The sequence below is a fragment of the uncultured Tenacibaculum sp. genome (assembly GCF_947502995.1).
Taxonomy (GTDB): Bacteria; Bacteroidota; Bacteroidia; order Flavobacteriales; family Flavobacteriaceae; genus Polaribacter.
The window spans coordinates 1-24,473 of record NZ_CANNBW010000011.1 but is presented as its reverse complement, the minus strand read 5'-3'; the positions used below and the strand labels follow the sequence as shown (position 1 = coordinate 24,473).

21 protein-coding genes are annotated in these 24,473 nt (G+C 29.6%); 4 read left to right on the top strand and 17 right to left on the bottom strand.

The window, feature by feature from the left end; all coding sequences use genetic code 11:
• Window positions 1–172: 172 nt before the first annotated feature.
• From Q1A46_RS10295 to rmuC, 6 genes are all read right to left on the bottom strand, one after another.
• A complete protein-coding gene (locus Q1A46_RS10295) occupies window positions 173–910 on the bottom strand; it encodes a hypothetical protein (protein ID WP_299677735.1) in 738 nt (245 codons plus the stop codon).
• A 332-nt stretch (window positions 911–1,242) separates the two neighbouring features.
• Window positions 1,243–1,545 carry an S-adenosylmethionine decarboxylase gene (locus tag Q1A46_RS10290; RefSeq protein WP_299677732.1) on the bottom strand — a complete coding sequence of 101 codons (303 nt, stop codon included), beginning with the start codon at window positions 1,543–1,545 and terminating at the stop codon, window positions 1,243–1,245.
• Between the two features lie 2 nt (window positions 1,546–1,547).
• A complete protein-coding gene (locus tag Q1A46_RS10285) occupies window positions 1,548–3,104 on the bottom strand; it encodes a polyamine aminopropyltransferase (RefSeq protein WP_299677729.1) in 1,557 nt (518 codons plus the stop codon).
• On the bottom strand, window positions 3,105–4,004 hold the full coding sequence (locus Q1A46_RS10280; protein ID WP_299677725.1) for a DUF350 domain-containing protein: 900 nt from the start codon (window positions 4,002–4,004) through the stop codon (window positions 3,105–3,107).
• Between the two features lie 6 nt (window positions 4,005–4,010).
• The gene (locus Q1A46_RS10275) at window positions 4,011–4,715 is read right to left on the bottom strand and encodes a DUF4178 domain-containing protein (RefSeq protein ID WP_299677722.1); all 705 of its coding nucleotides are present in this window, start codon (window positions 4,713–4,715) and stop codon (window positions 4,011–4,013) included.
• A gap of 18 nt (window positions 4,716–4,733) precedes the next feature.
• The gene (gene rmuC / locus Q1A46_RS10270) at window positions 4,734–5,999 is read right to left on the bottom strand and encodes a DNA recombination protein RmuC (RefSeq protein ID WP_373456511.1); all 1,266 of its coding nucleotides are present in this window, start codon (window positions 5,997–5,999) and stop codon (window positions 4,734–4,736) included.
• A 221-nt stretch (window positions 6,000–6,220) separates the two neighbouring features.
• Between rmuC and Q1A46_RS10265 the strand changes: the two genes are divergently transcribed.
• Window positions 6,221–6,781, top strand: a complete 561-nt coding sequence (locus tag Q1A46_RS10265; RefSeq protein ID WP_299677716.1) for a 1-acyl-sn-glycerol-3-phosphate acyltransferase — start codon at window positions 6,221–6,223, stop codon at window positions 6,779–6,781.
• A 20-nt stretch (window positions 6,782–6,801) separates the two neighbouring features.
• Here Q1A46_RS10265 and gcvT read toward each other — a convergent pair whose 3' ends face one another.
• On the bottom strand, window positions 6,802–7,884 hold the full coding sequence (gcvT, locus tag Q1A46_RS10260; RefSeq protein WP_299677713.1) for a glycine cleavage system aminomethyltransferase GcvT: 1,083 nt from the start codon (window positions 7,882–7,884) through the stop codon (window positions 6,802–6,804).
• A 167-nt stretch (window positions 7,885–8,051) separates the two neighbouring features.
• On the opposite strand from gcvT, the gene Q1A46_RS10255 reads away from it, so the two are divergent.
• A complete protein-coding gene (locus tag Q1A46_RS10255) occupies window positions 8,052–9,698 on the top strand; it encodes a M1 family metallopeptidase (protein ID WP_299677710.1) in 1,647 nt (548 codons plus the stop codon).
• Window positions 9,699–9,839: 141 nt separating this feature from the next.
• The gene (locus Q1A46_RS10250) at window positions 9,840–10,199 is read left to right on the top strand and encodes a DUF3887 domain-containing protein (RefSeq protein ID WP_299677707.1); all 360 of its coding nucleotides are present in this window, start codon (window positions 9,840–9,842) and stop codon (window positions 10,197–10,199) included.
• Between the two features lie 45 nt (window positions 10,200–10,244).
• Here the strand turns inward: Q1A46_RS10250 and Q1A46_RS10245 are convergent, their stop codons facing one another.
• The 3 genes from Q1A46_RS10245 to Q1A46_RS10235 form a co-directional block, all read right to left on the bottom strand.
• A complete protein-coding gene (locus Q1A46_RS10245) occupies window positions 10,245–12,017 on the bottom strand; it encodes a long-chain fatty acid--CoA ligase (RefSeq protein ID WP_299677704.1) in 1,773 nt (590 codons plus the stop codon).
• Between the two features lie 181 nt (window positions 12,018–12,198).
• On the bottom strand, window positions 12,199–13,395 hold the full coding sequence (locus Q1A46_RS10240; protein ID WP_299677701.1) for an aspartate aminotransferase family protein: 1,197 nt from the start codon (window positions 13,393–13,395) through the stop codon (window positions 12,199–12,201).
• Entirely contained in the window at window positions 13,392–15,017 is a 1,626-nt protein-coding gene (locus tag Q1A46_RS10235) for an OstA-like protein (protein WP_299677698.1), read from the bottom strand. The genes Q1A46_RS10240 and Q1A46_RS10235 overlap by 4 nt, the downstream gene beginning before the upstream one ends.
• 124 nt (window positions 15,018–15,141) lie before the next feature.
• On the opposite strand from Q1A46_RS10235, the gene Q1A46_RS10230 reads away from it, so the two are divergent.
• On the top strand, window positions 15,142–16,584 hold the full coding sequence (locus Q1A46_RS10230; protein ID WP_299677695.1) for an aspartate aminotransferase family protein: 1,443 nt from the start codon (window positions 15,142–15,144) through the stop codon (window positions 16,582–16,584).
• A gap of 37 nt (window positions 16,585–16,621) precedes the next feature.
• Here Q1A46_RS10230 and Q1A46_RS10225 read toward each other — a convergent pair whose 3' ends face one another.
• The 7 genes from Q1A46_RS10225 to Q1A46_RS10195 form a co-directional block, all read right to left on the bottom strand.
• The gene (locus Q1A46_RS10225) at window positions 16,622–17,893 is read right to left on the bottom strand and encodes an adenylosuccinate synthase (protein WP_299677692.1); all 1,272 of its coding nucleotides are present in this window, start codon (window positions 17,891–17,893) and stop codon (window positions 16,622–16,624) included.
• Between the two features lie 34 nt (window positions 17,894–17,927).
• The gene (locus Q1A46_RS10220; protein WP_095072286.1) at window positions 17,928–18,377 is read right to left on the bottom strand and encodes a Fur family transcriptional regulator; all 450 of its coding nucleotides are present in this window, start codon (window positions 18,375–18,377) and stop codon (window positions 17,928–17,930) included.
• A gap of 75 nt (window positions 18,378–18,452) precedes the next feature.
• On the bottom strand, window positions 18,453–20,669 hold the full coding sequence (locus Q1A46_RS10215) for a bifunctional (p)ppGpp synthetase/guanosine-3',5'-bis(diphosphate) 3'-pyrophosphohydrolase (protein WP_299677689.1): 2,217 nt from the start codon (window positions 20,667–20,669) through the stop codon (window positions 18,453–18,455).
• A gap of 165 nt (window positions 20,670–20,834) precedes the next feature.
• Window positions 20,835–21,716 (bottom strand): nuclear transport factor 2 family protein, encoded by an 882-nt coding sequence (locus Q1A46_RS10210; RefSeq protein ID WP_299677686.1) that lies wholly within the window; start codon window positions 21,714–21,716, stop codon window positions 20,835–20,837.
• A gap of 103 nt (window positions 21,717–21,819) precedes the next feature.
• Complete coding sequence (locus tag Q1A46_RS10205) at window positions 21,820–22,692, bottom strand: helix-turn-helix domain-containing protein (RefSeq protein WP_299677683.1); 873 nt, start codon at window positions 22,690–22,692, stop codon at window positions 21,820–21,822.
• 28 nt (window positions 22,693–22,720) lie between these two features.
• Window positions 22,721–23,455, bottom strand: coding sequence for a hypothetical protein (locus Q1A46_RS10200; RefSeq protein WP_299677680.1), 735 nt, complete (start codon window positions 23,453–23,455; stop codon window positions 22,721–22,723).
• Window positions 23,456–23,462: 7 nt separating this feature from the next.
• A complete protein-coding gene (locus Q1A46_RS10195; RefSeq protein ID WP_299677677.1) occupies window positions 23,463–24,260 on the bottom strand; it encodes an RNA methyltransferase in 798 nt (265 codons plus the stop codon).
• Window positions 24,261–24,473: the final 213 nt, after the last annotated feature.

Sequence of the window (24,473 nt, the reverse complement as noted above, 5' to 3'; positions counted from 1 at the left end):
TTTTTTAACGAATTTATTGTGAAATAATCAATCAAAAAAAAGAAGGAGGGTACTAAATCGATTTCGTGTTGATAAATAAATCGATTTCGTTCTATATTACTTGTGGAAAATGAAATTTTTAACCTTAAAAACTAAGTTTTATGTATTACGATACCGTTGTAGATTTGTAAGATTACAATGAGAATAGATAATTATTAACTATCGTATCGAATATAGTGCTATTGTAGCTATGTAATTCATATTTTAGAGACATTAATTCATATTTAGAAAATTCCATTTGCTCTATAAGGCCTTTATACATGTAATCTGGTTTTGCCTTTAAAGTCTTCCAAATATGACCTTTGTGTTTATGATCTTTTGACTCACGTATTTTGTTAATGGACTTTTCTAGTAATTTTCTTGATTCTGGTGTTTTATAACTTACTATAGCTTTATATAAAGCTTTTGTATGTTGATAATTATATCCAGGAATATTTATTTCTTTTTGGTGTATGTTTATAATGTTTTTGAAGAAAGCTTTGTTAGGAAAATTTTTTACAGCAACTAATCCAAAATATTGGATACTTTTTTCCTTGTTTTTGAGTAATGAATTAATAATAAATACATCTTTATTTTTTTTAAATTTAGATAAAGCTATAACTGCTGAGTAGTTATTTTGCAATGCTAATTCTCTAATTTTATTATAAAATTTAGGTTTTGGTTTAATTTTTTCTAATAATTTATTCTTGTAATTTGTAGTTAGATTACTGTTAAAGATAACTAAGCTATCAAGTTCTTCTTTTTCTTTTAATTTGTAATTTAATGTTCGTGAAAAATATGAATTTATGAAATAGTCATTAACTCTAGCTTCCCATCCAACACATCCATATTGTATACCAAACTTAGTAGAATCATTAAGCTTTTTCTTCAATATTTCAAAGCAATTGTTATGTTTCTTTCTCACTAAAATATCAAAACTATAACATTGAACAACGGGGTGGGGAAATTCTAATAGAGTAATTAATTCAGAATCAGTTACGTTTTTTTTAAATTCAATAAAGTTATCCCATTGTTCTGATTTATCACCAGTCTAACCCAAAAGAGGTCCCGTAATTGCTCCATAATTAATTAACTTAGAAACCGCTTTTTTAGTTTTATTACTTAACTTATTACTGTCTTTAAAATATATTTCATCCTTATTATAATTACAAGAAAATAGAAAGACTAAAGAAAATATTAAACATGTAATTTTAATTTTCATAACTAAACTAACTTTTTCTTCAATAAAGATAGCTTATTTTCATTACAACTACTGATTTGCAAATATGTTTTTTCTTGATCTGGAAAAGTATGAATCGCTAAATGACTTTCAGCTAATAACCAAACAGCAGTGTATCCTTTAATAGGAAAATTATGTTCTATGAAGTTGACAATGTTAAATCCCGAATTGATTAATAACCTTTCTAATTCATGTTTTAATTGATCAGTATTAGTGGTAGATAACCAAGTATCAAAGTGGAACATTTCTGCCTTTAAAGCAATGTATTTTTCGTTATTTTTTTTCATAATTAATAAATGTCCCAGTTTCCTTTGTTATAATATTCGTAGAGCACAGGATTACTAATCTGATTGATTTCTATTGAATCTAATTTTTTCTTTTTAAAAAAGTCTTTTCCGAAGGAAGTAATTAATTGCATGGCTTCTTTATTTAACCATTTTGTTGTGATTACTTGCGTATCTAATTGATTCAATTTAGTCATCATTTCTTGTTTAGAAAGTTGATTTTTAGTTCCTAAAATCCAACCCCATTCTCCCATAGAAAGTACTTGGTTATGTAATGCTAGAACACTGTAATTAGCTTTTTTCATCGTTTTTTCTATACATTTATATGCATAAGGAGTATAATAAGGACTACCAGCTTGAGTAATTAAACCACCATTTGGAGTTAATTTTAATCGACACAATTCATAAAATTCTTTAGAATACAAACGAGCTAATTCTACATTTCTAGGATCAGGAAGATCGATAAGAATTAAATCGAAAAACTCTTTGGTATCCGTAACATATTTAAATCCATCTTGATTAACAATACGAACTTTTTCATTGGTTAGAGACTTTTCATTAATAGCTACCAATTCTGATTCATTAATGAAAAGATCGGTTAGTTTTTTATCTAAATCGACAAGAGTTATTTGTTTTAAAGAAGGATACTTTAATAATTCCCTAGCAGCACAACCATCTCCACCACCAAGAATCAAAACTTTTTTAGGTTTATTCAAAATATGCATTATAGGATGCACTAAAACTTCATGGTACATAGGTTCATCAAAAGTAGAAAACTGTAAATTATCATTTAAATATAACCAGTAATCTTTTTTCCATTTGGTAACTACAATCTTCTGATAAATAGATTGTTCTTGAAAAACAATTTTATCTTTATACTTACTTTGTTCTCCATGTAAAATGATTTTTCCAGCAAAAATATTTCCGATAATTAATATGGTAACCAATACTCCTGCAAAAGAGAATAGCATGTTTTTCTCTTGCTTATTCAATTTATTTTTAAAAAATATAAGTAAAAGAATGGCTACAAAAAGATTAATAAAACCTAAGATAAAAGGCGTATGAGTTAGTCCTAAATAAGGAAGACCAATAAACACAAAAAATAATCCACCAATTAGACTTCCGTAATAATCTTTTTCTAAAATATTAGCTACGTTTAGTTTTAGTGATTGAAAATCGTTGTTTAATCGCATGGCCAAAGGAAGTTCCATACCAATTAACATTCCTGTTAAAATAGCCATTGAATAAATGTAAATAGATACATATTCTAATTGAGTAGCTAGATAATAGGTTGTAACTGCCGAGAAAGAAACTAATAAGGAAAGAGCGAATTCTGTAAAAATGAAAAGTTTAAATACATTTCCATCAAAAGATTTTGTAATTCGACTACCTAATCCCATGCTAAATAGCATCAAAGAAATTACAATAGACCACTGCTTAACAGAATCTCCAATAAAATAAGTAGATAATGTGGCGAAACAATATTCTGCAACTATACCAGATAATCCTGTTGCAAACAAGGCAAGAAATAAAATTCTTCTTTTAACTTTTATGGATGCCATTTACATACAATAACTTATAATGATTGCACTACCGATATAAGCAAAAGCTTCTATTAAAGCAGCTCCTTTATTCGGAATTTCTTGATGTACAATTTCGTGAGTTAAATTACTCTTAGGTAGTATTATTTTTTCAACAAAAATTCTAGATAATGGTAGTAAAATAATAGCTAAACCTAAATGATATGCAATATCTTCTAAAGCTATTTCCCATGATTCTATATCTCCTCTAGAAGCAAATGAATATAAGAAAGAAACAGCCACAAAAATACTAGCATATACTATTCCTACAGCATTATTGTCTTTTTGAATTTCTTTGATGAAATCGTATTTCACAAATTTGCGATATATTTTTAAAAATATGTATAAGATAACTTGACCTAATAACCAGAAGAATAACAAACTTAAAAAGTCAGATAAATAATGACCCATTTCTCCTTGATCTGGAAATAAATTGATGTTTCTACCAGAAATAGCACCATAAATAATTAATCCTGCTCCAATAAAATTGGCTGCTTCCATAAAACCAGTTCCTAAATTTTCATCTTTTATAATTTCTTTATAAAATCGGAACTTCTTACCAAAAACTATTTTTTCATTAATAATAGATGTAAGAATTAATAGTAAATTTCCGAAGAAAGAATAGAATAAGATTAAAATAACATCTTTTATTAATCCGTGTGATTCACCATGCAGAACGCCAACAAAAATGGTTAAAGTAGCAATAAAATAACCTGTAGCAGTTACAGCAAATGCTACATTATCTTTTATGGTTAATTCGTTTTCAATGTTTATTTTTCTGTTTTTAAATTTAAAAAACAGTTTAGCAATAATAAATGAGGCATAAAATAACGTTACATATGTTACGGTTTTAGTAAGCCAAATAAGCGTGTTTTCTTCCATAATTTTTTATTTACCAAATCCTCTTGAGCTTCTACCTCTGTAGTAATTGTTTGTATTTCTATAAACTTTCGTTGAGTCATTATAATCTCCGTTACCATTCCAAGAATTATTATTTGAGCATTTTCCAAGCATTAATGTCATTAAAATAAAAGCTCCAAATATTAACCCTACAAAATATCGACTAATAAAACTTCCTAAAGAACTAGTATCAACAAAAGTTTTTCTTTCTTGAATATTTTTGATTTCAGTTTTAGAAATCAATTTCCCAGTACAAATTTCAATTTCATCATCCCATAATTGAATAGAGAAAAATTTTGTATCGTCTGTGTTCGTATAATCTAAAGAATTTACTCTTTCCGATTCGTAATCATAATAACAAGTTCCATCGCAACGCTCATCAAAATCATACGCTACATTTTTGTAATTGAATTTCTTAGGAAACTTAGCATTGTTAATAGATACGTAATCAGTTTCAGTTTTAGTAATTTGAGATAAGAAATGATCTATGTTATGTAGTTTTTCCCAAAATGTGTATTTAGGAGATTCCTTTCTAACATATTCGATCATTAAGTATCTAACAATACCGTTCTTATCTTTTACTTTATACTCTGTAGTATTAGAACCGTCGTCCCAATTAATTTTATAAATATCAGTGACTTTCCAGGTCTGAGTTTTATAATTGAATAAGTATCCTTTTTTTAACTCTTGCATTTACATTTCAATTTTTGGTTAGCTATTGTCGTTTGCTCTTTCAATAATGCTTTCAGGAAGTGCTTTTTTAGCTTTAGCTCCCATTTTTTTAAGTTTTTCTACGCTGGTAATTAAGTTTCCTCTACCTTCAACTAATTTATTCATAGCTGAACTATAATCACTTTTAGTTGCGTCTATTTTTTTACCAATATTAATTAAATCTTTTAAAAGACCTTCAAATTTATCATATAAAGCGCCAGCTTGACGAGCAATTTCTATAGCGTTACGTTGTTGTTTCTCATTATTCCACATCGTATCGATTGTGCGTAAAGTCGCTAATAACGTAGTAGGAGTTACAATTACAATATTTCTTTCAAAGGCTTTGTTGTATAACGTATTGTCTTCATTTAAAGCTACAGCAAAAGCAGGTTCTATAGGAACGAAAAGTAATACAAAATCTGGAGATTCTATTTTGTAAATATCTTCATATTTTTTCTCAGAGAGTTGTTCAACGTGTCTCTTTAAAGAAATTAAATGTTCTTTTAAGAAAGTTGTTTTTTCTGTTTCATCATCAGAATTTACAAACTTTTCGTACGCAGTTAATGACACTTTACTATCGATTACCATTTTTTTGTTATCTGGTAAATGAATTACAACATCAGGTAAAATACGTTTTCCTTCTTCATTTGTAAACGATTGTTGTACAAAATACTCTCTATCTTTTTCTAAACCAGATTTTTCTAAAACACGTTCTAAAACTAATTCTCCCCAATTTCCTTGAGTTTTACTATCACCTTTTAAAGCTCTAGTTAAGTTTAAAGTTTCTTTGCTCATTTGAGCATTTAATTCTCTTAAACCAAGAATTTGTTGACGTAAAGCAGAGTGGTAATCAATACTCTCTTTGTGAGTTTTATCTACTTTATCCTCAAAATCTTTAATTTTCTTTTCTAGCGGATTTAAAATGTTTTGAATATTCTCTTTATTCTGAACAGTAAATTTATTCGACTTTTCTTCTAAAATTTTATTGGCTAAGTTTTCGAATTCTTTTGTGAATTTTTCTTGTAATCCTTCTAACTCACCTTTTTGTTCAGTAAGCTTATGTTGTAAGTTTTTTAGATCAACATCTTGACGCGTATTGACCTTTATTAAACTTTCTTTCTCTGTTTGTAAAAACTTTAATTCGCTTTTTAATTCTTCTACATTTTTTTCAGAAGAAGATTTATATTCAGTTAAAGATTGATTTCTTTCTTTTAAAGTATCCTTTTCTGTTTGTATAGTTTTTAATTCTTCTTTTAAAGTCATCATTTCACTTTCTGCAACAGTTTTTTGCTCTAAAAGCATTGAATTTCGTTCTTGAAGACTAGAATTGTCTTTTTCTAGAACAGAAGCTTTATTTTTTTGAATGATAAAACCTACCAAAAAACCTATGATAATTCCTACAAAACCAGTTGCTAAAATGTATAATAGCTGTTCGCTCATCTGCATAAAAAATTAAAACGGTAAATTTACCACTTTAACATGAATTAATGACACAAGCAATTTCTAAATTTATTTTCCATAAAATTTTAGGATGGAAGATCGTTGGAGCGTTTCCTAAAGACTTAAAAAAGTATATTATTATTGGAGCTCCGCATACTAGCTGGAAAGATTTTCCTATTGCAATTTTAACTCGAAATGTAATTCAAATTCCAATTGATTTCGTTGGTAAAGCTTCACTTTTTAAACCTCCATTTGGTTTTATTTACAGATGGTTAGGAGGTACACCAGTAGATCGAACAAAAAGTAACAATTTTGTAGATTCTGTTGTGCAAATTTATAATGAAAAAGAAGAGTTTAGATTGGCTTTGTCTCCTGAAGGAACACGAAAATATACAAAGAAATGGAAAACAGGATTTTATTACATCGCCAAAGGAGCTAATATTCCTGTTGTAATGTTTGCTTTTGATTTTGAAAATAAGCAAATCGTAGTTGCAGAACCTTATTATTTAACAGATAGTATAGAAAAAGATTTCGATGCTTTTTTAGCATTTTATAAAGATATTGTTCCAGCAAAACCAGAACAATTTAATAATAAAAAGCTGCTTTAAAAAGCAGCTTTTTTTATGTTTTATCCTTTATAAAATGGTAGTTTAACCACTTTAGCAGGAATTTGTTTTTTACGTATTTGTATTAAGATATCAGAATCTACTTTAGAGTTTTCGATTGTTACATATCCTAAACCAATTCCTTTACCTAAACTCGGACTCATAGTTCCGGAAGTAACTTCTCCGATTACTTCTCCGCTTGTAGCTACAATTTCATAATCTTTACGAGGAATACCACGTTCAGTCATTTCAAAAGCAACTAACTTTCTAGAAACACCGTTTTCTTTTTGAGCTTTTAAAGTTTCAGCATTTACAAAATCCTTAGAGAATTTAGTAATCCAACTTAAACCAGCTTCAATAGGAGAAGTGGTATCTGTAATATCATTTCCATATAAACAATATCCCATTTCTAAACGTAACGTATCACGAGCTGCTAATCCGATAGGTTTTATATCCCAATCTGCACCAGCTTCAAATACTTTTTTCCATAAAGCTTCTACATCTTCATTTTTTACATATACTTCAAATCCTCCAGAACCTGTATAACCAGTAGCAGAAACTACTACATTTGGGATTCCAGCAAAATCAGTAATTTCAAATGTATAAAACTTGATAGCAGATAAATCAACCTTAGTTAAAGACTGCATAGCCTCAGCAGCTTTAGGGCCTTGAATTGCTAATAAAGACCAATCTTCAGATCTGTTTTCCATTTCAACATTTAAATCATTATGTTGAGAAATCCAGTTCCAGTCTTTTTCAATATTAGAAGCGTTTACAACTAGCATGTATTCATTTTCTTGAATCATGTAGATAATTAAATCATCTACAATTCCACCTGTATTGTTAGGCATACATGTATATTGCGCTTTTCCAGGAACTAATTTAGAAGCATCATTAGTCGTAATTTTTTGAATTAAAGCTAAAGCATTTTCTCCCTTAAGAAAAAATTCTCCCATGTGGCTAACATCAAAAACACCAACACCTTTTCTAACCGTTTCATGTTCAATATTTACACCTTCGTATTGCACAGGCATGTTATATCCAGCAAATGGAACCATTTTTGCACCAAGAGCTTCATGTACGTGTGATAACGCAGTATCTTTCATTTTGAATTGTTTGTTTTTTAGATGATTCAAAAATATTGAATCCTTTTTAAAGACTATAATCTTTTTAGGAATTCTCTTAATTTTTTATATAAACTTTATTATTCATAGTAATCTGTAGTTATGTTTTACAAATACAATATCTTCGTGATTACAAAATTTTTTAAATAATGATTAAAGAAAGAAGTAGCTTTTTAGTAGTTTTTATATGTTTTTTATACGCTGTTAACGCACAAGATGGTTTGTTTAGTCATGGCCATAAATTTTCAAAACAAGATACTTTACGAGGAAGTATAACTCCTGAAAGAGCTTGGTGGGATTTAACATTTTATCATTTAGATGTTGCTGTAGATCCAGATAAGAAATTTATTAAAGGAAAAAATGAAATTAGATATAAGGTTTTAAACTCATCTCAAACACTACAAGTTGATTTACAGCCGCCTTTAAAAATTACCAAAATTACCCAAGATGGAAAAGAATTAAAATTTACTTCAGATATAAATGCACATTTTGTAAACTTAAAAAAGAAGCAGAAAAAAGGAGAAGAAAATTCAATTACTGTGTATTATGAAGGAAAACCTAAATCCGCTAGAAATGCACCATGGGATGGAGGTTTTTCTTGGAAAAAAGATATGAATGGAAAACATTTTGTAGCGACTTCTTGTCAAGGTTTAGGTGCTAGTGTATGGTGGCCGAATAAAGATCATATGTATGATGAAGTAGATAGTATGGCTATAAGTGTTAGAGTACCACAGGATTTAACAGGTGTTGCTAATGGAAGATTACGTAAAGTAGAAGAACATAAAGATAACACAACAAGTTATCATTGGTATGTAAAGAATCCAATTAACAATTATGGAGTAAATGTGAATATAGGAGATTATGCCAATTTTTCTGAAAAGTTTAATGGAGAAGGAGGGGAGTTAGATATGAATTATTATGTTTTAAAAGATAATTTAGAAGAAGCTAAAGAACATTTTACAGATGCACCAAAAATGATGAAAGCTTTTGAATATTGGTTTGGTAAATATCCTTTCTATGAGGATAGTTTTAAATTAGTAGAAGTACCGTATTTGGGAATGGAACATCAAAGTTCTGTGACTTATGGGAATAAATATTTAAAAGGATATAAAGGAAGTGATTTATCTGGAACAGGTTGGGGACTTAAGTTTGATTTTATCATTATTCATGAAGCTGGTCATGAATGGTTTGCAAATAACATTACCAATAAAGATATTGCTGACATGTGGATTCATGAAAGCTTTACAGCGTATTCTGAAAGTTTATTTTTAGAATATTACTATGGAAAAAAAGCAGGTTCAGAATATGTAATTGGAACAAGAAGAAGTATTGCTAATGACAAACCAATAATTGGTGTTTATAATGTAAATCATGAAGGTTCAGGGGATATGTATTATAAAGGAGCAAACATGATTAATACAATAAGAACAATAATTAATAACGATGAAAAATGGAGAGAGATTTTAAGAGGTTTAAATAAAACTTTTTTTCATAAGACAGTTACTACTGAAGAAATTGAAAATTATATCAGTAAAATGGCTGGAATTGATTTATCTAAAGTTTTCGATCAGTATTTAAGAACTGTACAAATTCCTTCTTTTGAATATAAAGTTGAAAACAAACAACTTTTTTACAAATGGAGTAATGTTGTTAAAGGTTTTGATATGCCATTAAGAACGAAATTTGATGGTAAAGAAACTACGTTACACCCCACAACATCATGGAAAAAAGTAAATATTAATTATAATAGTATTTCAATAGACAATAATTATTACATAAAAAAAGAGAAAAAGTGACTTTAAAATACTTTCTGTTTCTTAATTAAATAGTTGTACATATTAACTTGAAATTAAAAGTTAAATATTATATTTATAATTGATTAATAGTTAGTTATAACTTATTAAAGCCCCAATATTAACAGAAATATTCATAGATTTATGAAGAAAATGATTTGCATAATCTTGTTGTTATGCTTTAGTCAAGTATCTTTTTCTCAAGCAGATGCTGATTATGAAAAATTAGTTGAAAAGGTTACGAATTTGATAAATACTAAGGATGTAAAAAGTATTTATAATTTATTTTCAGAGACTTTAAAAAAAGAAAATAGTTTAGAAAACTTTGAGAAATCTATTTTAGCTTACCAAGAAGAGCTAGGTAAGATTACTTCCACAGAATTTTGGATGGAAGGTGAATTAGGAAATTGTTACTTGCTAGAGTTTGAACAAGCTTCAATGGTTTTAATAGTAAAGTTACTTCCAGATAATAAAATATCTGTTTTTAATATAGAAGAATACTAATGATGATAAAAAAAGCCTTCTCGATTAGAGAAGGCTTTTTTATTGTTAAGCTCTGTCGTACATTTTTTCGTACAGATCTTTGTAAATATCTTTAATGATTTTACGTTTCATTTTCATTGTTGGAGTTAAATGTCCGCCATCAATTGTCCATTGCTCAGGAGTAAGCTCAAAACGTTTAATACGTTCCCATTTTCCAAAGTGACAATTACATTCATCTAATTCTTCTTGGATTCTAGCGATAACCTTTTCGTTACTAGCCAAATCTTTTTCTGAAGTAGCATTGATATTATTACGTTTAGCCCATTCACCTACAAATTCAAAATTAGGTTGAATTAAAGCTGTAGGCATTTTTTCACCTTCACCAACAACCATAACTTGTTCGATAAAGCGAGATTGCTTTAATTTATCTTCTAATAAAGTAGGAATAACATATTTACCACCAGAAGTTTTAAACATTTCTTTAATACGTCCAGTAATACTTAAGAATCCGTCTTCAATTTTACCTTTATCACCAGTATGGAAATAACCATTTTTTAAAACTTGAGCAGTTTTTTCTGGATCTTTATAGTAGCCCATCATAACATTAGGTCCTTTTACTAAAATTTCATCTTCTTCAGAAATTTTAACTTCAACTCCTTCAATTAATCTTCCTACAGTTCCGATTTTAAAACCACCATTCCTTTCATCATTTACAGAGATAACAGGAGAAGTTTCAGTTAATCCATAACCTTCCATTACAGGCATTCCAGCAGCTGCAAAAACTCTAGCTAATCTCGGTTGTAAAGCAGCACTACCAGAAACCATAATTTTAAGTTCTCCTCCTAAAGCAGCTTGCCATTTAGAAAAAATTAATTTTCTAGCGATACCTAATTGCTTTTCATACCACCAACCGTTAGCTCCATATGGTTGATATTTTAATCCAAGTTCTATAGCCCAGAAAAATAAAGCTTTTTTAATACCAGATAATTCAGTTCCTTTAGCATAGATTTTGTCATAAATCTTTTCATAAAGCCTAGGAACAGCAGTCATTACATTAGGTTTAACTTCTTGTGCGTTTTCACTTAATTTTTCAATAGATTCAGCAAAAGTGATTGAAATACCACAGTATTGATATAAATACAAGATCATACGTTCGAAGATATGACAAACTGGTAAGAAGCTTAAACTTTTACCTTGTCCTTGATCTACAGGTACACGTAAAGAACTTGCTAAAACATTTGAAACGATATTGTTATGAGAAAGCATTACACCTTTAGGTCTACCTGTAGTTCCTGAAGTATATATTAATGTAGCTAAATCTTCAGGTTTTACATTAGCTTTTCTTTCTTCAACTTCTTGTTGATTGCTTTCATCTTTTCCTAACTCTAAAACTTCATTCCAGTTTTTTTCTCCAGCGATTTGATCAAAAGTAAATACTCCCTTTAATTTTGTATTTCCTTTAATCTGATTTAGTTTTTCTATAATCATTTCATCAGAAGCAAAACAGTACGTAGATTCTGAATGATTTAAAACATATTCGTAATCTTCTTTAGAGATTGTAGGATATATAGGAACATTTTGAGCTCCTGTTTGTAAAATACCTATATCACAAATATTCCATTCTGTGCAGTTATTTGTAGAGATAATAGCTATTTTATCATTAGGTTGAACACCTAATCTTAAAAGTCCACGACTTATAGCGTTAGCTTTATCAATGTATTCTTTTGTAGAAACGGATTCCCATTTTCCGTTATACTTAGTAGTTAGTGATTTTTCAAGATTGTACTTTTCCAATTGGTAGTATGGAAAGTCAAATAAACGCGTAATTTCAATCGACATATAAACCTAAAATTTGTGTGTTCCAAATTAAACAAATTAACTTGTTTAGACAAAAAATGTTTATCCTTGATTTGCTTGGTCTTAGAGCCTTTTGTTTAACATATGTAAAAAAAAATCGGCTAAGAAAAATCTCTTAAACCGATTTCAATAGTTAATAAAATCCCCAATCAACTATAAAGTATTAATAAAACGCAGGGGACTTTTTTATATTGTCTAAAATTTCTGTTAAAATTTTACAACCCTTAATAATCTCTTCATCTGAGATAGTTAACGGAGGAGTAATTCGTACAGCTCTTTTTTCATATAATAACCAAAACAAGATTAAACCATTTTCTAAAGTATTTAAAACTATAGTATTTGCAATTTCAGGTGATTCTACAATTAAAGCCAACATCAAGCCTTTACCTCTAATTTCTTTTATTAAAGAATGTTGTAAATGTTTGCGGAATAATTGTTCTTTTCTAAGCGCTTCTTTAGTTAAAGCTTTAGAATTAATTTCATTCACAGTTGCTAATCCAGCAGCAGCAATAACAGGATGTCCACCAAAAGTAGTGATGTGACCCAATTTAGGGTTGTCTTTTAGGCAATCCATAATCTTTTTAGAAGAAATAAATGCACCAATTGGCATTCCTCCACCAAGACCTTTTCCTGTAATTATAATATCAGGAATAACATTGAAGTTTTCAAAACCCCAAAATTTACCAGTTCTTCCAACTCCAGTTTGTATTTCATCTAGAATTAATAAAGCACCAACTTCTATACAACGCTTTTTCACTTTAGCTAGAAAGTTGTTTTTTGGAATAACAAAACCGGCACCACCTTGAATTGTTTCTAAAATTACTCCAGCAGTTTTACTAGTAATTCTATTTAGATCATTTTCATTATTGAATTGTATAAACTTACTACCAGGAACTAATGGGCGGAAAGCTCTATTTTGCTCTTCTGCGCCACAAACGCTCATAGCTCCTGCAGTATTTCCGTGGTAAGCATTATTAGCCGCTATAACTTCTGTTCTGCCTGTAAAACGTTTAGCTAATTTTAAAGCACCTTCTGTTGCTTCTGTACCAGAATTTACCAAATATACACACGATAAGCTTTCAGGTAATGTATTGGCTAAAGCTTTGCAAAGTTCTAATTGAGGTTTTTGAATAAACTCTCCATAGACCATAACATGTGTGTATTGATCTATTTGTTCTTTTATGGCATTATTTACAATTGGATTGTTGTGTCCAAGACTATTTGCAGAAACACCGGCAACAAAATCTAAATATGCTTTATTATCATTACTGTATATATAGCTTCCAGATGCATGAGATATTTCAATACTTAAAGGATGAGGAGTAGTTTGTCCCTGATATTTTAAGAAATCATTTTTCATTCCTCTTCTTCCTTTAATTGTTGTAGTTCGCGTTTTTTGCTCTCTTTTATAAGTTGATCTTTTGCTTTTTGAACAGCAGAATTTACTTTAGTTTCAGTTTTCACTTTTGGAGTATCTCTTTTAAAAATATCTTCCATTACTTTAGGTTGTTCATCTTCTCTCCAAATAAAGCCAGCGAATTTAGCTTTATCACTAGGGAAATCAGATGGAGGATATGTTTTTCCTTCAGATTTTTTGAAGTATTTTGTTTGAATAACTTCGTTATTTTCTAATAAAAATTCAATATCACTAGCGATTTCTTTAGTAACCGTTTCCAGTTTTAACGTTTCTTCGTTTCGATTGTAGTACAAAGACTCAGCATTTCCTTTTACTAATAGAACTTTTAAGTCATTTTCTTCAAATTTTCCAAAGATGTCTCGACCTTTAATTTGATTGAAATTTTTTGGATCTAAAGAATCATTCTCTATAACAAATGCGTTTCTTAACACACGAAGAGAATCAAGTTTATTTGTTTCCTTATGAGTTGTAAATTGAATACTGTCACCTGTAATTTGACTTTTACCAGACCACAAAACAGGATTTTTAAACATTCGGGTTAAACCTGTAGCTTGGTTTGTGTGTATAGAATCACATTTACCTTGTAAATTTGATTTGAAAATTTTTACATGATGATAAGTTCTCACAATTCTGTTGTCTTTCTTTCCGGTAACTAATATAGTGTCACCATGAATGTAAAGAGAGTCTTTTTCCATAATAGAAATAGCAACGGGTTTCTTTACAATAAACATAGAATCTTTTAGTTCAAAAATTTCAGCATAATTTCCTTTAATTACCATTTTTTGAACAGTATCAATCACTTTAATTTTATTGTTTGCAGAAGCAAATCCTTTTCTTTTATCGTAATATAAACTATCGGCAGCTACAGTTCTATCTTTTAAATATAATTTTGCGTTTTTTACAAAGTATGAAATATCTGTGTTGGTATCGAAAAAACCTCTTTCAGCATAAACCTTTGTACTATCTTTAAAGTTAAAAATTGTTGATGGACCATAAACATAAGCCAAATTTGTATTCGTATAATAATCTAAATGATCTGAGTTTAATTCATTATCAGGATTAAGAACATTTACTTGAGTTTTAGCAGTAAATTTTTTGTCTTTTAAATAATAAGTCCCTCTATCGCTTTTTAAAGTGTTTTTTTTATCTCTGATTGTTCCTTTTGCTGGGTAAAATAATTTTTGTTGGCTTCTATCAAAGTATAAAGTATCTGTAGTTAACTTCATTTCTTTGTCATTTACTTCAACATTACCCCAAGATTTTGCAATTTTGGTGTTTGCATCGTAATTGGCAAAGTCAGAGTACTGAATAATACTATCACCTTGTTCGATAACTACTTCACCAATAGCTTTAAAAATATTTTGTTCTCTGTATAAAAGAGCTCGCTTACAATCCAGTGTCGCTCCTTCATGAGCTACTTTAACGTTTCCTATTAATATCGTTGCTCCAGGCCATCTTTTTTCATCAAAAGTTGAGATTTTAGATGATAGTATCTTTATTCTCTTATTTTGAGAACAAATTTGTAATGAAGTTATTATTAAAATAAAAAGAAGTATTCTCTTCAAAATTTTTCAATTTAATGCACAAAAATAAAGAAAAGAACATGCCAAATTTCTAAATGATGTTATAAAATTAGTTTGAATTCCTATTTCTATTCGTTAAAAGAAGTATAATTTTGCAACAAATTTAATGACAAACATGGAAAATTACTTCGATCTATCTTTAGAAGAGATGAAGTCTTATGGATATAAAATAGTAGATTTAATTGCTGAACATTGGGATAGCATGAATCAAAAGAAACCGGTTCCAGAATTTAAGAACCGTAAAGAATTAGATGCTATATTTTTACAAGAAGCTCCAGAGCAACCTACTGATGCTAATGAAATATTAGATTTTGTAATGCAAAATGTTGTGCCAAATAGTACAATAGCATCACATCCTAAATTTTATTCATTTGTGCCTGGACCAAGTAACTTTATCAGCACAATGTCGGATTCCTTAGCAACAGGATTTAATATTTTTTCTGGTGGATGGTTGGTTTCTTCTGCAGCTGCAGAGTTAGAAATTGTAACGATTAACTGGTTGTTAAAAATGTATGATTTTCCTGTAAAAAAAGGTGGAGGAATTTTTACGAGTGGTGGTTCTATGGCGAATTTAACAGCATTAGTAACTGCTAGAAGACAAAAGTGTGGAGATGATTTCTCTAAAGCAGTAATTTACCTTTCAGACCAAGCGCATTCTTCTAATATTAAAGCAATTCGAGTATTAGGATTTAAAAAAGAACAAATTCGTATTATTCCTACTGATTTTGAATTTAGGTTAGGTGTAAACAAATTAAAAAATGCTATTGCTAAAGATAAACTAGAAGGTTTACAACCTTTTTGTTTTATTGCAAATGCAGGAACTACAAATACAGGAACTGTAGATCCTTTAGATGAAATTGCAGATATCTGTGAAGCTGAAAATATTTGGATGCATATTGATGGAGCCTATGGAGGAGCAGCTATTTTATCTAAAAAAGGAAAGCGAATGTTAAGAGGAATTGAAAGAGCAGATTCACTTACCGTAGATCCACATAAATGGTTTTTTCAACCTTATGAAATTGGGTGTTTATTAGTGAAAGATGCTTCTTGGTTAAGTAGTACATTTAGTGAAAAACCTGAGTATTTAAGAGATATAGAAGGAAATGAATCTGAAATTAATTTCTATGATTATGGAGTACAGTTAACAAGACGTTTACGTGCCTTAAAATTTTATATGTCTATTAAGACTTACGGTTTAGAAGCTTTTAGAAAGGCAATTACGTATAATATTGATTTAACTGAACAAGTTGAAGATTATTTACGAAAGAGTAGGGTATGGGAAGTGGTTTCTCCTGCTACTTTAGCTGTAATTAATTTTAGATATAATCCTATTGATAAACAGTATTCTGAAGAAGAAATAGATAAAATTAATCAAGAAATTTCTAAGAAAGTAATGGATTCTAGAGAAGCAGTTTTTGTTACTACGGTTTTAAATAAACAAGTGGTTTTAAGAATGTGTTTAATTAATCCAAGAACTACCTTAGATGATGTTTTAGAAACATTACAACAATGCGAAAGTTACGCTACTGAAACATCAATAACTAAATAAAAAAAAGAGTTCTGAAAAGAACTCTTTTTTTTATGAATTATCTTACGATAGTTTGTTTTCTATCTGGACCAACTGATACAATCTTAATCGGTACACCTGTTTCTTTTTCAATAAAGTTGATGTAATTAACTAAGTTTTCTGGCATAGACTTTTCATCTGTCATTCCAGTTAAATCAGCTTCCCAACCTTTAAATTCAGAGTAAATTGGGGTTACATTTTCAGGTTCAATATTATATGGTAAATGCGTAATTTCTTCTCCTTTATATTTGTAAGCAGTACATACTTTTAAAGTGTCGAAACCAGAAAGTACATCACCTTTCATCATCATTAATTGTGTAACTCCGTTTACTTCAACAGCATATTTTAAAGCTACTAAATCTAACCAACCACAACGTCTTGGTCTACCAGTTGTAGCACCAAATTCGTGTCCAACTTTTCCCATAGTTTCTCCAACTTCGTCAAATAACTCAGTAGGGAATGGACCAGAACCAACTCTAGTTGTGTATGCTTTAAAAATTCCGAAAACTTCTTTAATTCTGTTTGGAGCAACACCTAAACCAGTACAAGCACCAGCAGCTGTAGTATTACTTGAAGTTACAAACGGATATGTTCCAAAATCAATATCTAATAAAGATCCTTGAGCACCTTCCGCTAGAATTTTTTTACCTTCTTTCATTGCGTTGTTTAAAAAGGCTTCAGAATCGATAAATTGTAATGATTTTAATTTTTCAATTCCATCACAGAATTCTTGTTCTAACTCATCAAGATCATACTGAATATCAACATCAAAGAAATTAAGCATTTTAATATGCTTTTCTGTTAATGCTTTATATTTTTCTTTCCAGTTATCTAATTCTAAATCACCTACACGCATTCCGTTTCTTCCTGTTTTGTCCATGTAAGTTGGTCCAATTCCTTTTAAAGTAGAACCAATCTTAGCTTTTCCTTTAGAAGTTTCAGAAGCTGCGTCTAATAATCTATGTGTTGGTAAAATTAAATGTGCTTTTCTAGAAATTAAAAGTTTACCAGCATAATCGATATTATGTTGATCTAAATTTTCTAATTCCTTTTTAAAAATTACAGGATCGATAACAACTCCATTACCAACTACATTTAAAGCTGTTTTGTGGAATATACCTGAAGGAATAGTATGTAAAACATACTTGTTTCCGTCGAAAACTAGAGTATGACCAGCGTTAGGGCCACCTTGAAAACGAGCGATGATATCGTAATTTTGAGTAAGAACGTCAACGATTTTACCTTTACCTTCATCTCCCCATTGCAAGCCTAGTAATAAATCTACTGCCATTATATTAGTGTGTTGTGTTATGTGTATTTAAAGTTTAATTCGGTTTTTTCTTAGTTCCGTAGAAGTATAAAGAATGGTTATGGATATCTATATCGAAAACCTCTTCAATTGTTTGTTTGATAATTTGAATTCTTGGATCACAAAATTCTTTTACTTCTCCTGTGTCAGTTAAAATAACGTGATCGTGATTTTTATCGAAGTAACTTTTTTCATATCGTGCCATAGATTGTCCATCAAATTGGTGTTTACGAACTAAACCACAATCTAAAAGTAAATCCATTGTGTTATAAAGTGTTGCTCTACTAACACGATAGTTTTTATTTTTCATTTTGATATATAAAGATTCGATATCAAAATGTTCGTCGGCATCATAAATTTCTTGTAAAATAGCGTAACGTTCAGGTGTCTTACGGTGCTTGTTTTCCTCTAAGAAAGAAGTGAAAACTTTTTTTACGATTTCTTGATTTTCAGCCGTGCTACTCATATATCTAGAATTTTACCAAAAGACAAATTTACGTTTATTTCTTGATATAAAAAGTAATGATGTAAGGAATAATATTTACAAAGTATTAACACGAGTTACTTTTTGAACTCCATCTACTTTTTTAATGTTGTTAATCAACTTAGTTAACTGGTTTCTATTCTTTACAGTAAGTGATATTTTACCTTCAAAAATTCCAGCATTTCCAGAGATGTTAATGCTATTTATATAAACATTCATATTGTTCGAAATAATTCGAGTAATATTATTTACAATTCCTTTATTATCAACACCACTAATTTTTAAAATAGCAGAAAATTCTTGTTTTGTAGAATCTATCCATTTTGCTTTAATGATTCTATACGCAAAATTGGATTGTAAAGAAATGGCATTCGGACAATTGTTTTTATGAACCTTAATTCCGTCATTAATGGTTACAAAACCAAAAACGGCATCTCCAGGAATTGGTTTACAGCAAACAGAAAGTGAATATTCTAGTTTTTCTTCATCCTGACCAAAAACTAAAGCGTCGTATTTGTCTGTTACTTCTTCATTATCAGTAACATTTTTATGAGCATTTCTTTTGAAAGGATTCTTTAAGAAACTCATAATTGGACTAGAACGTTGTGCAACAAACTCTTTAAGTTGAGTATTGTCGATAGCTCCGTTTCCAATTCTAAAGAATAAATCGAAACTAGTTTGCAAATTAAAGAAGCTTGCTATTTCATGTACTAACTTTTCGTCGTAGTTAATTTTTAAGTGTCTTAACTTTCTCATTAAAATTGCTTTTCCTTCTTCAGCAATTTTCTTTTCATCGGCTTTAAGAGCAGATTTTATTTTTGTTCTAGCCCTTGCAGTCATTACAAAATCTAACCAACGAGAGTTAGGTTTGTTTGTAGCAGAAGTTAGAATATCAACTTGATCACCACTTTTTAATTCATGACTTAAGGGAACAAGTTTACCATTTACTTTAGCACCTCTACATTTTAATCCGACATCAGTATGAATAGCAAATGCAAAATCTAAAGCAGAAGCTCCTTTTGGTAAAGATTTTAAATCTCCTTTAGGAGTAAAAACATAAATCTCTTTAGCGTATAAATTCAGTTTAAAATCCTCAACAAAATCTACAGCATTTAACGTATTGTTTTCTAGGGTTTCTTTAAGTTTATTCAACCAACCTTCTAAACCATTTTCACGAACATTTCCTTGTTTATATTTAAAATGGGCTGCGTAACCTTTTTCAGCAATTTCGTCCATACGTTGAGAACGAATTTGAACTTCTACCCATTTAGCTTCTGGTCCAACTACAGTAATATGTAACGCTTCATAACCCGTTGATTTAGGTTGAGAAATCCAATCTCGTAAACGAGCAGGATTTGGTTTATAAAAGTCGGTTACAATAGAGTAAATTTTCCAAGCATCGAATTTTTCATCATCGGAAGTAGGAGTGTAAATGATTCGAATAGCAAATTTATCGTACACTTCGTCGAAAGAAACATTTTGCTTACGCATTTTCCTTCTGATAGAGAATATCGATTTAAATCTACCTTTTATTTCATATTTAAATCCTTCTTTATCTAAGGCTTCTCTAATTTTAGAGTTGAAAAGATCTATATATTTTTGTTGTTCTTCTTTACTCTCTTTTATTTTGATTAAAATATCGTTGTATACTTCTGGTTCAGTATATTTTAATCCTAAATCTTCAAGTTCAGTCTTAATATTATATAATCCTAATCTGTGTGCAAGTGGAGCATAAATGTATAATGTTTCAGAAGCTATTTTAACTTGTTTATGCGGTGGCATTGCATCCATAGTTTGCATATTGTGCAAACGATCGGCAATTTTTATCAAAATTACACGAACATCGTCATGTAATGTTAATAGCATTTTTCTGAAGTTTTCTGCTTGTATAGAGTAATCTTGATCTTGTTTTAAGCGAGAAATTTTGGTTAAACCACTAACGATACGTGCTACGGTTTCACCAAAAAGTTGCTCCATATCTTCAACTGTATAATGTGTGTCTTCAACAACATCGTGAAGTAGGGCAGCGGCAATAGAAGTCGCTCCAAGACCAATTTCATAAGCTACAATTTTTGCAACTGCAATAGGATGGAAGATATAAGGTTCACCAGATTTTCTTCTTTGACTTGAATGAGCTTCAACAGCAACTTCAAAGGCTTTACGTATTAATTTCTTATCATCTTCAGATAAGGTTTGATACGTACCTTTTAGTAAATCTTTATATCTGTTTGCGATTTCTTTGTTTTCTTCCTCTACAGTTGCCGTATACTTCATTTACAGGGGTATTTCTATACAAATTAAGATTGTAAAGTGAAGTTACTATAAAGATTTGTATTACACAAAAATGTTTAGGAAATGGGAGGTAATTCATACTGATTTAAAATAAAAGAGAGCCAGTATAAACTGACTCTCTTAACAAGCATTATTTAAAAATAGGGATTAAAATTTACCGTTTTCATTTTTCCATTCAGATTTTACCGGAATAGGTTGTATCACATCCCAATGCTCTACAATTTGTCCGTTTTCTAACCTAAATAAATCATAATATGCTACATGGTCTCCTTTGCCAAATTTACCTTCACTTAAAGTTAAAACGAAGTTACCTTCACCTAAAACTTTATGAACTTTTTCGTACTCCATAACTAAACCGTTTTCTGCAAAATATTTTAATGCCGCTCCTAAACCATCTAAACCGTCTGCTACCTGAGAATTGTGTTGTAAGTATTTATTTGGATTGATTAATGTTGTTAAATTATCCATTTTACCATTCATTAATACTTCTTCAGTAAACTGCTTTACCACAGCTTTATTAGCTTCAGTTTTATTTATATCAGTAATTTCAGTAGTTCCGTCGAATTGAGTTCTTCCACTAGGATTTGCTGATGTTACTTCAGAAAGATTATCCCAGTGTTCTACTATTTTTCCATCTTCAAAACGGAATACATCAAAACCAGCTTTAGGACCAAAAAAATCATATTCTGTATGTGTAAAAACAAAATCTCCGTCTTCAAAAGCTCTAACTACGTTAGCTTTAAAACCTTGTGGAGGAGCAGCTTTCATAATTTCTCCAAAACCAGCTAAACCATCACCAACAGCTAAGTTATGTTGAATGTATTTTTCAGGATTGATGTAAGAGATTGGAGTTTTGTCTCCGGTATTAAAGCTGTTTAATAGTGCTACAACTTTTTCTTTGTTTGATAATTCCATTTTTACTTCTTTTTTTATTGGTTTTTGTTCTGTTTTAATTTCGTTGTTAGTTGTTTTACAATTACTTAATGTTAGTGTAACTATTAGTAAAGTAGAATAGGTGTTAATTCTCATTAGATTAAATTCATAATTTATAACGAGTTCAAAATTATAAGTTTAATCTAGTGTAAACCCTGTAAAAAAAGTTGTTTGTACTGTAAAAATGGGAAAATTAAGTTTAGTTGTTTTTTCTGAAAGACTCTGGAGACATGTATGTGTATTTTTTAAAATACTTGTATAAGTTAGAAGGTTCATCGAAACCTACATTGTAAGCAATCTCTTTTACAGATAAGGATGTACTTATTAAAAAACGCTTGATTTGAGTGATAATTAATTCATCTATCACAACTTTAGCAGATTTACCAATAATATTATGACAAATGTTATTTAATGTTTTTGTAGAGCAATTCATCATGTTAGCGTAGTCAATTACTTTTTTTGTTTTAGTGTAATTTTCTTCAACTAATTTTTGAAACTCAATAAACTCATTAAAGTATTTTCTTTGAAGTAATTTTTGATTATCTCTGGTTTTTATTCTAAATAATTTTGTGATAATCATATGTAATGCACTACGAATTATTCCTACAGAGAATTCATCGTAAGTGTCAAAATATTCTGATTTTATACGTTCTATTAAACTTAAAATATCATTAAAATCGTCATTGTCTAAAACGATCTTAGGCATTGATAATAAGTTGTTAAATAATTGAATAGATTTAGAAACTTCTATTTTATTAAAATGGCTTAATAAGAAATTTTCTGTAAACAAAAGAAGGTAGCCGTTCGCTTTTGTGTTGGAATTAAAACAATGTAATTGTCCTTTTTTTAAGGTGAAAAGTGTTGCTTTTTGGTAAGAATATTCAGAAAAGTCTATAGTGTGTGAGCCTGTACCTTCTGTAATTAAAAAAATATGATAAAACTCAACTCTATGTATTTGTGTAAGATCGTGGTCTAAATCTCGAGTCAGTAATTCATTAAGTTCAACTAAATCGAATTGAAAGTTAGGTTTCTGTACGTTATTAAACTTTATTTTTTTAATATCTTCTTTCATTTCGATTTAGTCAACTTAATTTTTAGGTTTAGTTACAAGTTATTTCACTAAACGTAGTTTTTTGTGTTGCTTCGTTCTGACTATAATTAGCTTCATTGAATAGCATAAATTTATCTATTCCATGTCCTGAAGATCTTGCAGAAACTTGCATTTTGTATACACCAGCATTTTTAAATTCTACATAAATTTTATGCGCATCATTATCTGATGTTGCAGCTTGCCATTTAAAGTCTAAATCATTTCCGCTTCTGTATACTTTAAACCATCCGTCTGCTGAAGAACCATTCGGGTTTGGAGTTTTTCCTGTTCCTTTTGGATATATTTTGCTTCCATCTTTTTCTCCGTAGAAATCATCTGCATCAGGAAACTTTAACCAACTATCGTTATGGTCAGAACCGTTTGTTCCTGTTGTTACAGCAGAATTCCACAAAAAACGATAAATACCAGGATTGTTAATGCTTAATTTAAATTCGACTAATCCGTTTCCAGGAGTGCCTAAAGACTGATTTCCAGCCCAAACATGATATCCTTTTCCTGTAGCAGAATTACTTGTTTTTAATTCCCATTCAGAAGGAAACTCATTGTTTTCAAATTCTACTAGAACAAAATTATCTTTTTCGTTAAAAATAAAACTTGTAGGATCATCACAAGTCTGACTTCCAGGATTTCCAGTATTTGGATTTTCTCCTGTATTTTCATTATCTGAAGAACATGAAAATAATAAAATGATTAATAGGGTTAATAAAGGGGATGTAGTTTTCATTTGGTTTTTAGTTTAAAAAATTACGTTGTCTCTTCGTTTCAAAAATTAAAATAGCACAGGCAACAGAAACATTCATAGAGTCTATTTCACCTTGCATAGGTATGTTAATATTTTGTGTAGCTTGTTCTCTCCAAACTTGTGTTAAACCTGTCGCTTCTGTACCAACGACAATTGCAGTAGGTTTAGTATAATCTTCTACATGATATGCATTAGAATTTTGTAAAGTAGCACTATAAATATTTATTTTTTGCTCTTTTAAGTAGTTGATAATATTTTCTGAAGAATCTGTAATAATTGTATTTGTAAATACGCAACCAACGCTAGATCTAATAATATTAGGATTGTATAAGTCACTTTTAGGATCTGCTAAAAATACAGCATCAACATTTGCTGCATCTGCAGTACGTAACATAGCACCAACATTTCCAGGTTTTTCAATTCCTTCCATTACTAAAACTACAGGGTTTTCTGAAGGTAATTTTAAATCTTTAAAGGTTGTGTTTTTTGTTTTTACAACAGCAATAATTCCTTCTGTAGAATTCCTATACGCTAACTTTTGATAAATCTCTTTTGAGATTTCTATAGTTGGAATTGTGTTCAGGTTTTCTTCAAGTTGCTCTTTTTCTTGGAAAATATCTTTAGCTATAAGAATATTTTCAATAGTATATCCACCGTTAATGGCTAAAGTAATTTCTCGTTGTCCTTCAACAATAAAAAGTCCTTGTTTTTTTCGTTCTCTAGACTTTTCTTGAAGTTTAAATAGGTTTTTAATGAATGGATTCTGTAAGCTTGATATATTTTTCATTACGACAAAAATACCTATTTATGGTTATTTTTTCTGATAAGAGCTTAAACTATATTGTATTTAAATTAATTGGGAAAAATTAATAGAATAGGAGAAGGATACAAAAAGCTCGGAATTAACCGAGCTTTTTATTTAAAAACTGTCCCGTCCTGAAATAAGTTTACACAATTTAGACTTATTTTATGAATAACACTGTACCCAAGAAAAAGCGAA

Coding starts and splice junctions, on each gene's coding strand:
- rmuC (WP_373456511.1), bottom strand. CDS start 5,999: ATGATGACTTTAAAAGAAGAATTAAAAACTATACAAACAGAAAAGGAT.
- Q1A46_RS10225 (WP_299677692.1), bottom strand. CDS start 17,893: ATGGCAGTAGATTTATTACTAGGCTTGCAATGGGGAGATGAAGGTAAA.
- Q1A46_RS10195 (WP_299677677.1), bottom strand. CDS start 24,260: ATGAAAAATATATCAAGCTTACAGAATCCATTCATTAAAAACCTATTT.
- Q1A46_RS10280 (WP_299677725.1), bottom strand. CDS start 4,004: ATGGAAGAAAACACGCTTATTTGGCTTACTAAAACCGTAACATATGTA.
- Q1A46_RS10275 (WP_299677722.1), bottom strand. CDS start 4,715: ATGCAAGAGTTAAAAAAAGGATACTTATTCAATTATAAAACTCAGACC.
- Q1A46_RS10250 (WP_299677707.1), top strand. CDS start 9,840: ATGAAGAAAATGATTTGCATAATCTTGTTGTTATGCTTTAGTCAAGTA.
- Q1A46_RS10220 (WP_095072286.1), bottom strand. CDS start 18,377: ATGAGTAGCACGGCTGAAAATCAAGAAATCGTAAAAAAAGTTTTCACT.
- Q1A46_RS10255 (WP_299677710.1), top strand. CDS start 8,052: ATGATTAAAGAAAGAAGTAGCTTTTTAGTAGTTTTTATATGTTTTTTA.
- Q1A46_RS10290 (WP_299677732.1), bottom strand. CDS start 1,545: ATGAAAAAAAATAACGAAAAATACATTGCTTTAAAGGCAGAAATGTTC.
- Q1A46_RS10215 (WP_299677689.1), bottom strand. CDS start 20,669: ATGAAGTATACGGCAACTGTAGAGGAAGAAAACAAAGAAATCGCAAAC.
- Q1A46_RS10245 (WP_299677704.1), bottom strand. CDS start 12,017: ATGTCGATTGAAATTACGCGTTTATTTGACTTTCCATACTACCAATTG.
- Q1A46_RS10265 (WP_299677716.1), top strand. CDS start 6,221: ATGACACAAGCAATTTCTAAATTTATTTTCCATAAAATTTTAGGATGG.
- Q1A46_RS10210 (WP_299677686.1), bottom strand. CDS start 21,716: ATGAGAATTAACACCTATTCTACTTTACTAATAGTTACACTAACATTA.
- Q1A46_RS10205 (WP_299677683.1), bottom strand. CDS start 22,692: ATGAAAGAAGATATTAAAAAAATAAAGTTTAATAACGTACAGAAACCT.
- Q1A46_RS10200 (WP_299677680.1), bottom strand. CDS start 23,455: ATGAAAACTACATCCCCTTTATTAACCCTATTAATCATTTTATTATTT.
- Q1A46_RS10240 (WP_299677701.1), bottom strand. CDS start 13,395: ATGAAAAATGATTTCTTAAAATATCAGGGACAAACTACTCCTCATCCT.
- gcvT (WP_299677713.1), bottom strand. CDS start 7,884: ATGAAAGATACTGCGTTATCACACGTACATGAAGCTCTTGGTGCAAAA.
- Q1A46_RS10285 (WP_299677729.1), bottom strand. CDS start 3,104: ATGGCATCCATAAAAGTTAAAAGAAGAATTTTATTTCTTGCCTTGTTT.
- Q1A46_RS10230 (WP_299677695.1), top strand. CDS start 15,142: ATGACAAACATGGAAAATTACTTCGATCTATCTTTAGAAGAGATGAAG.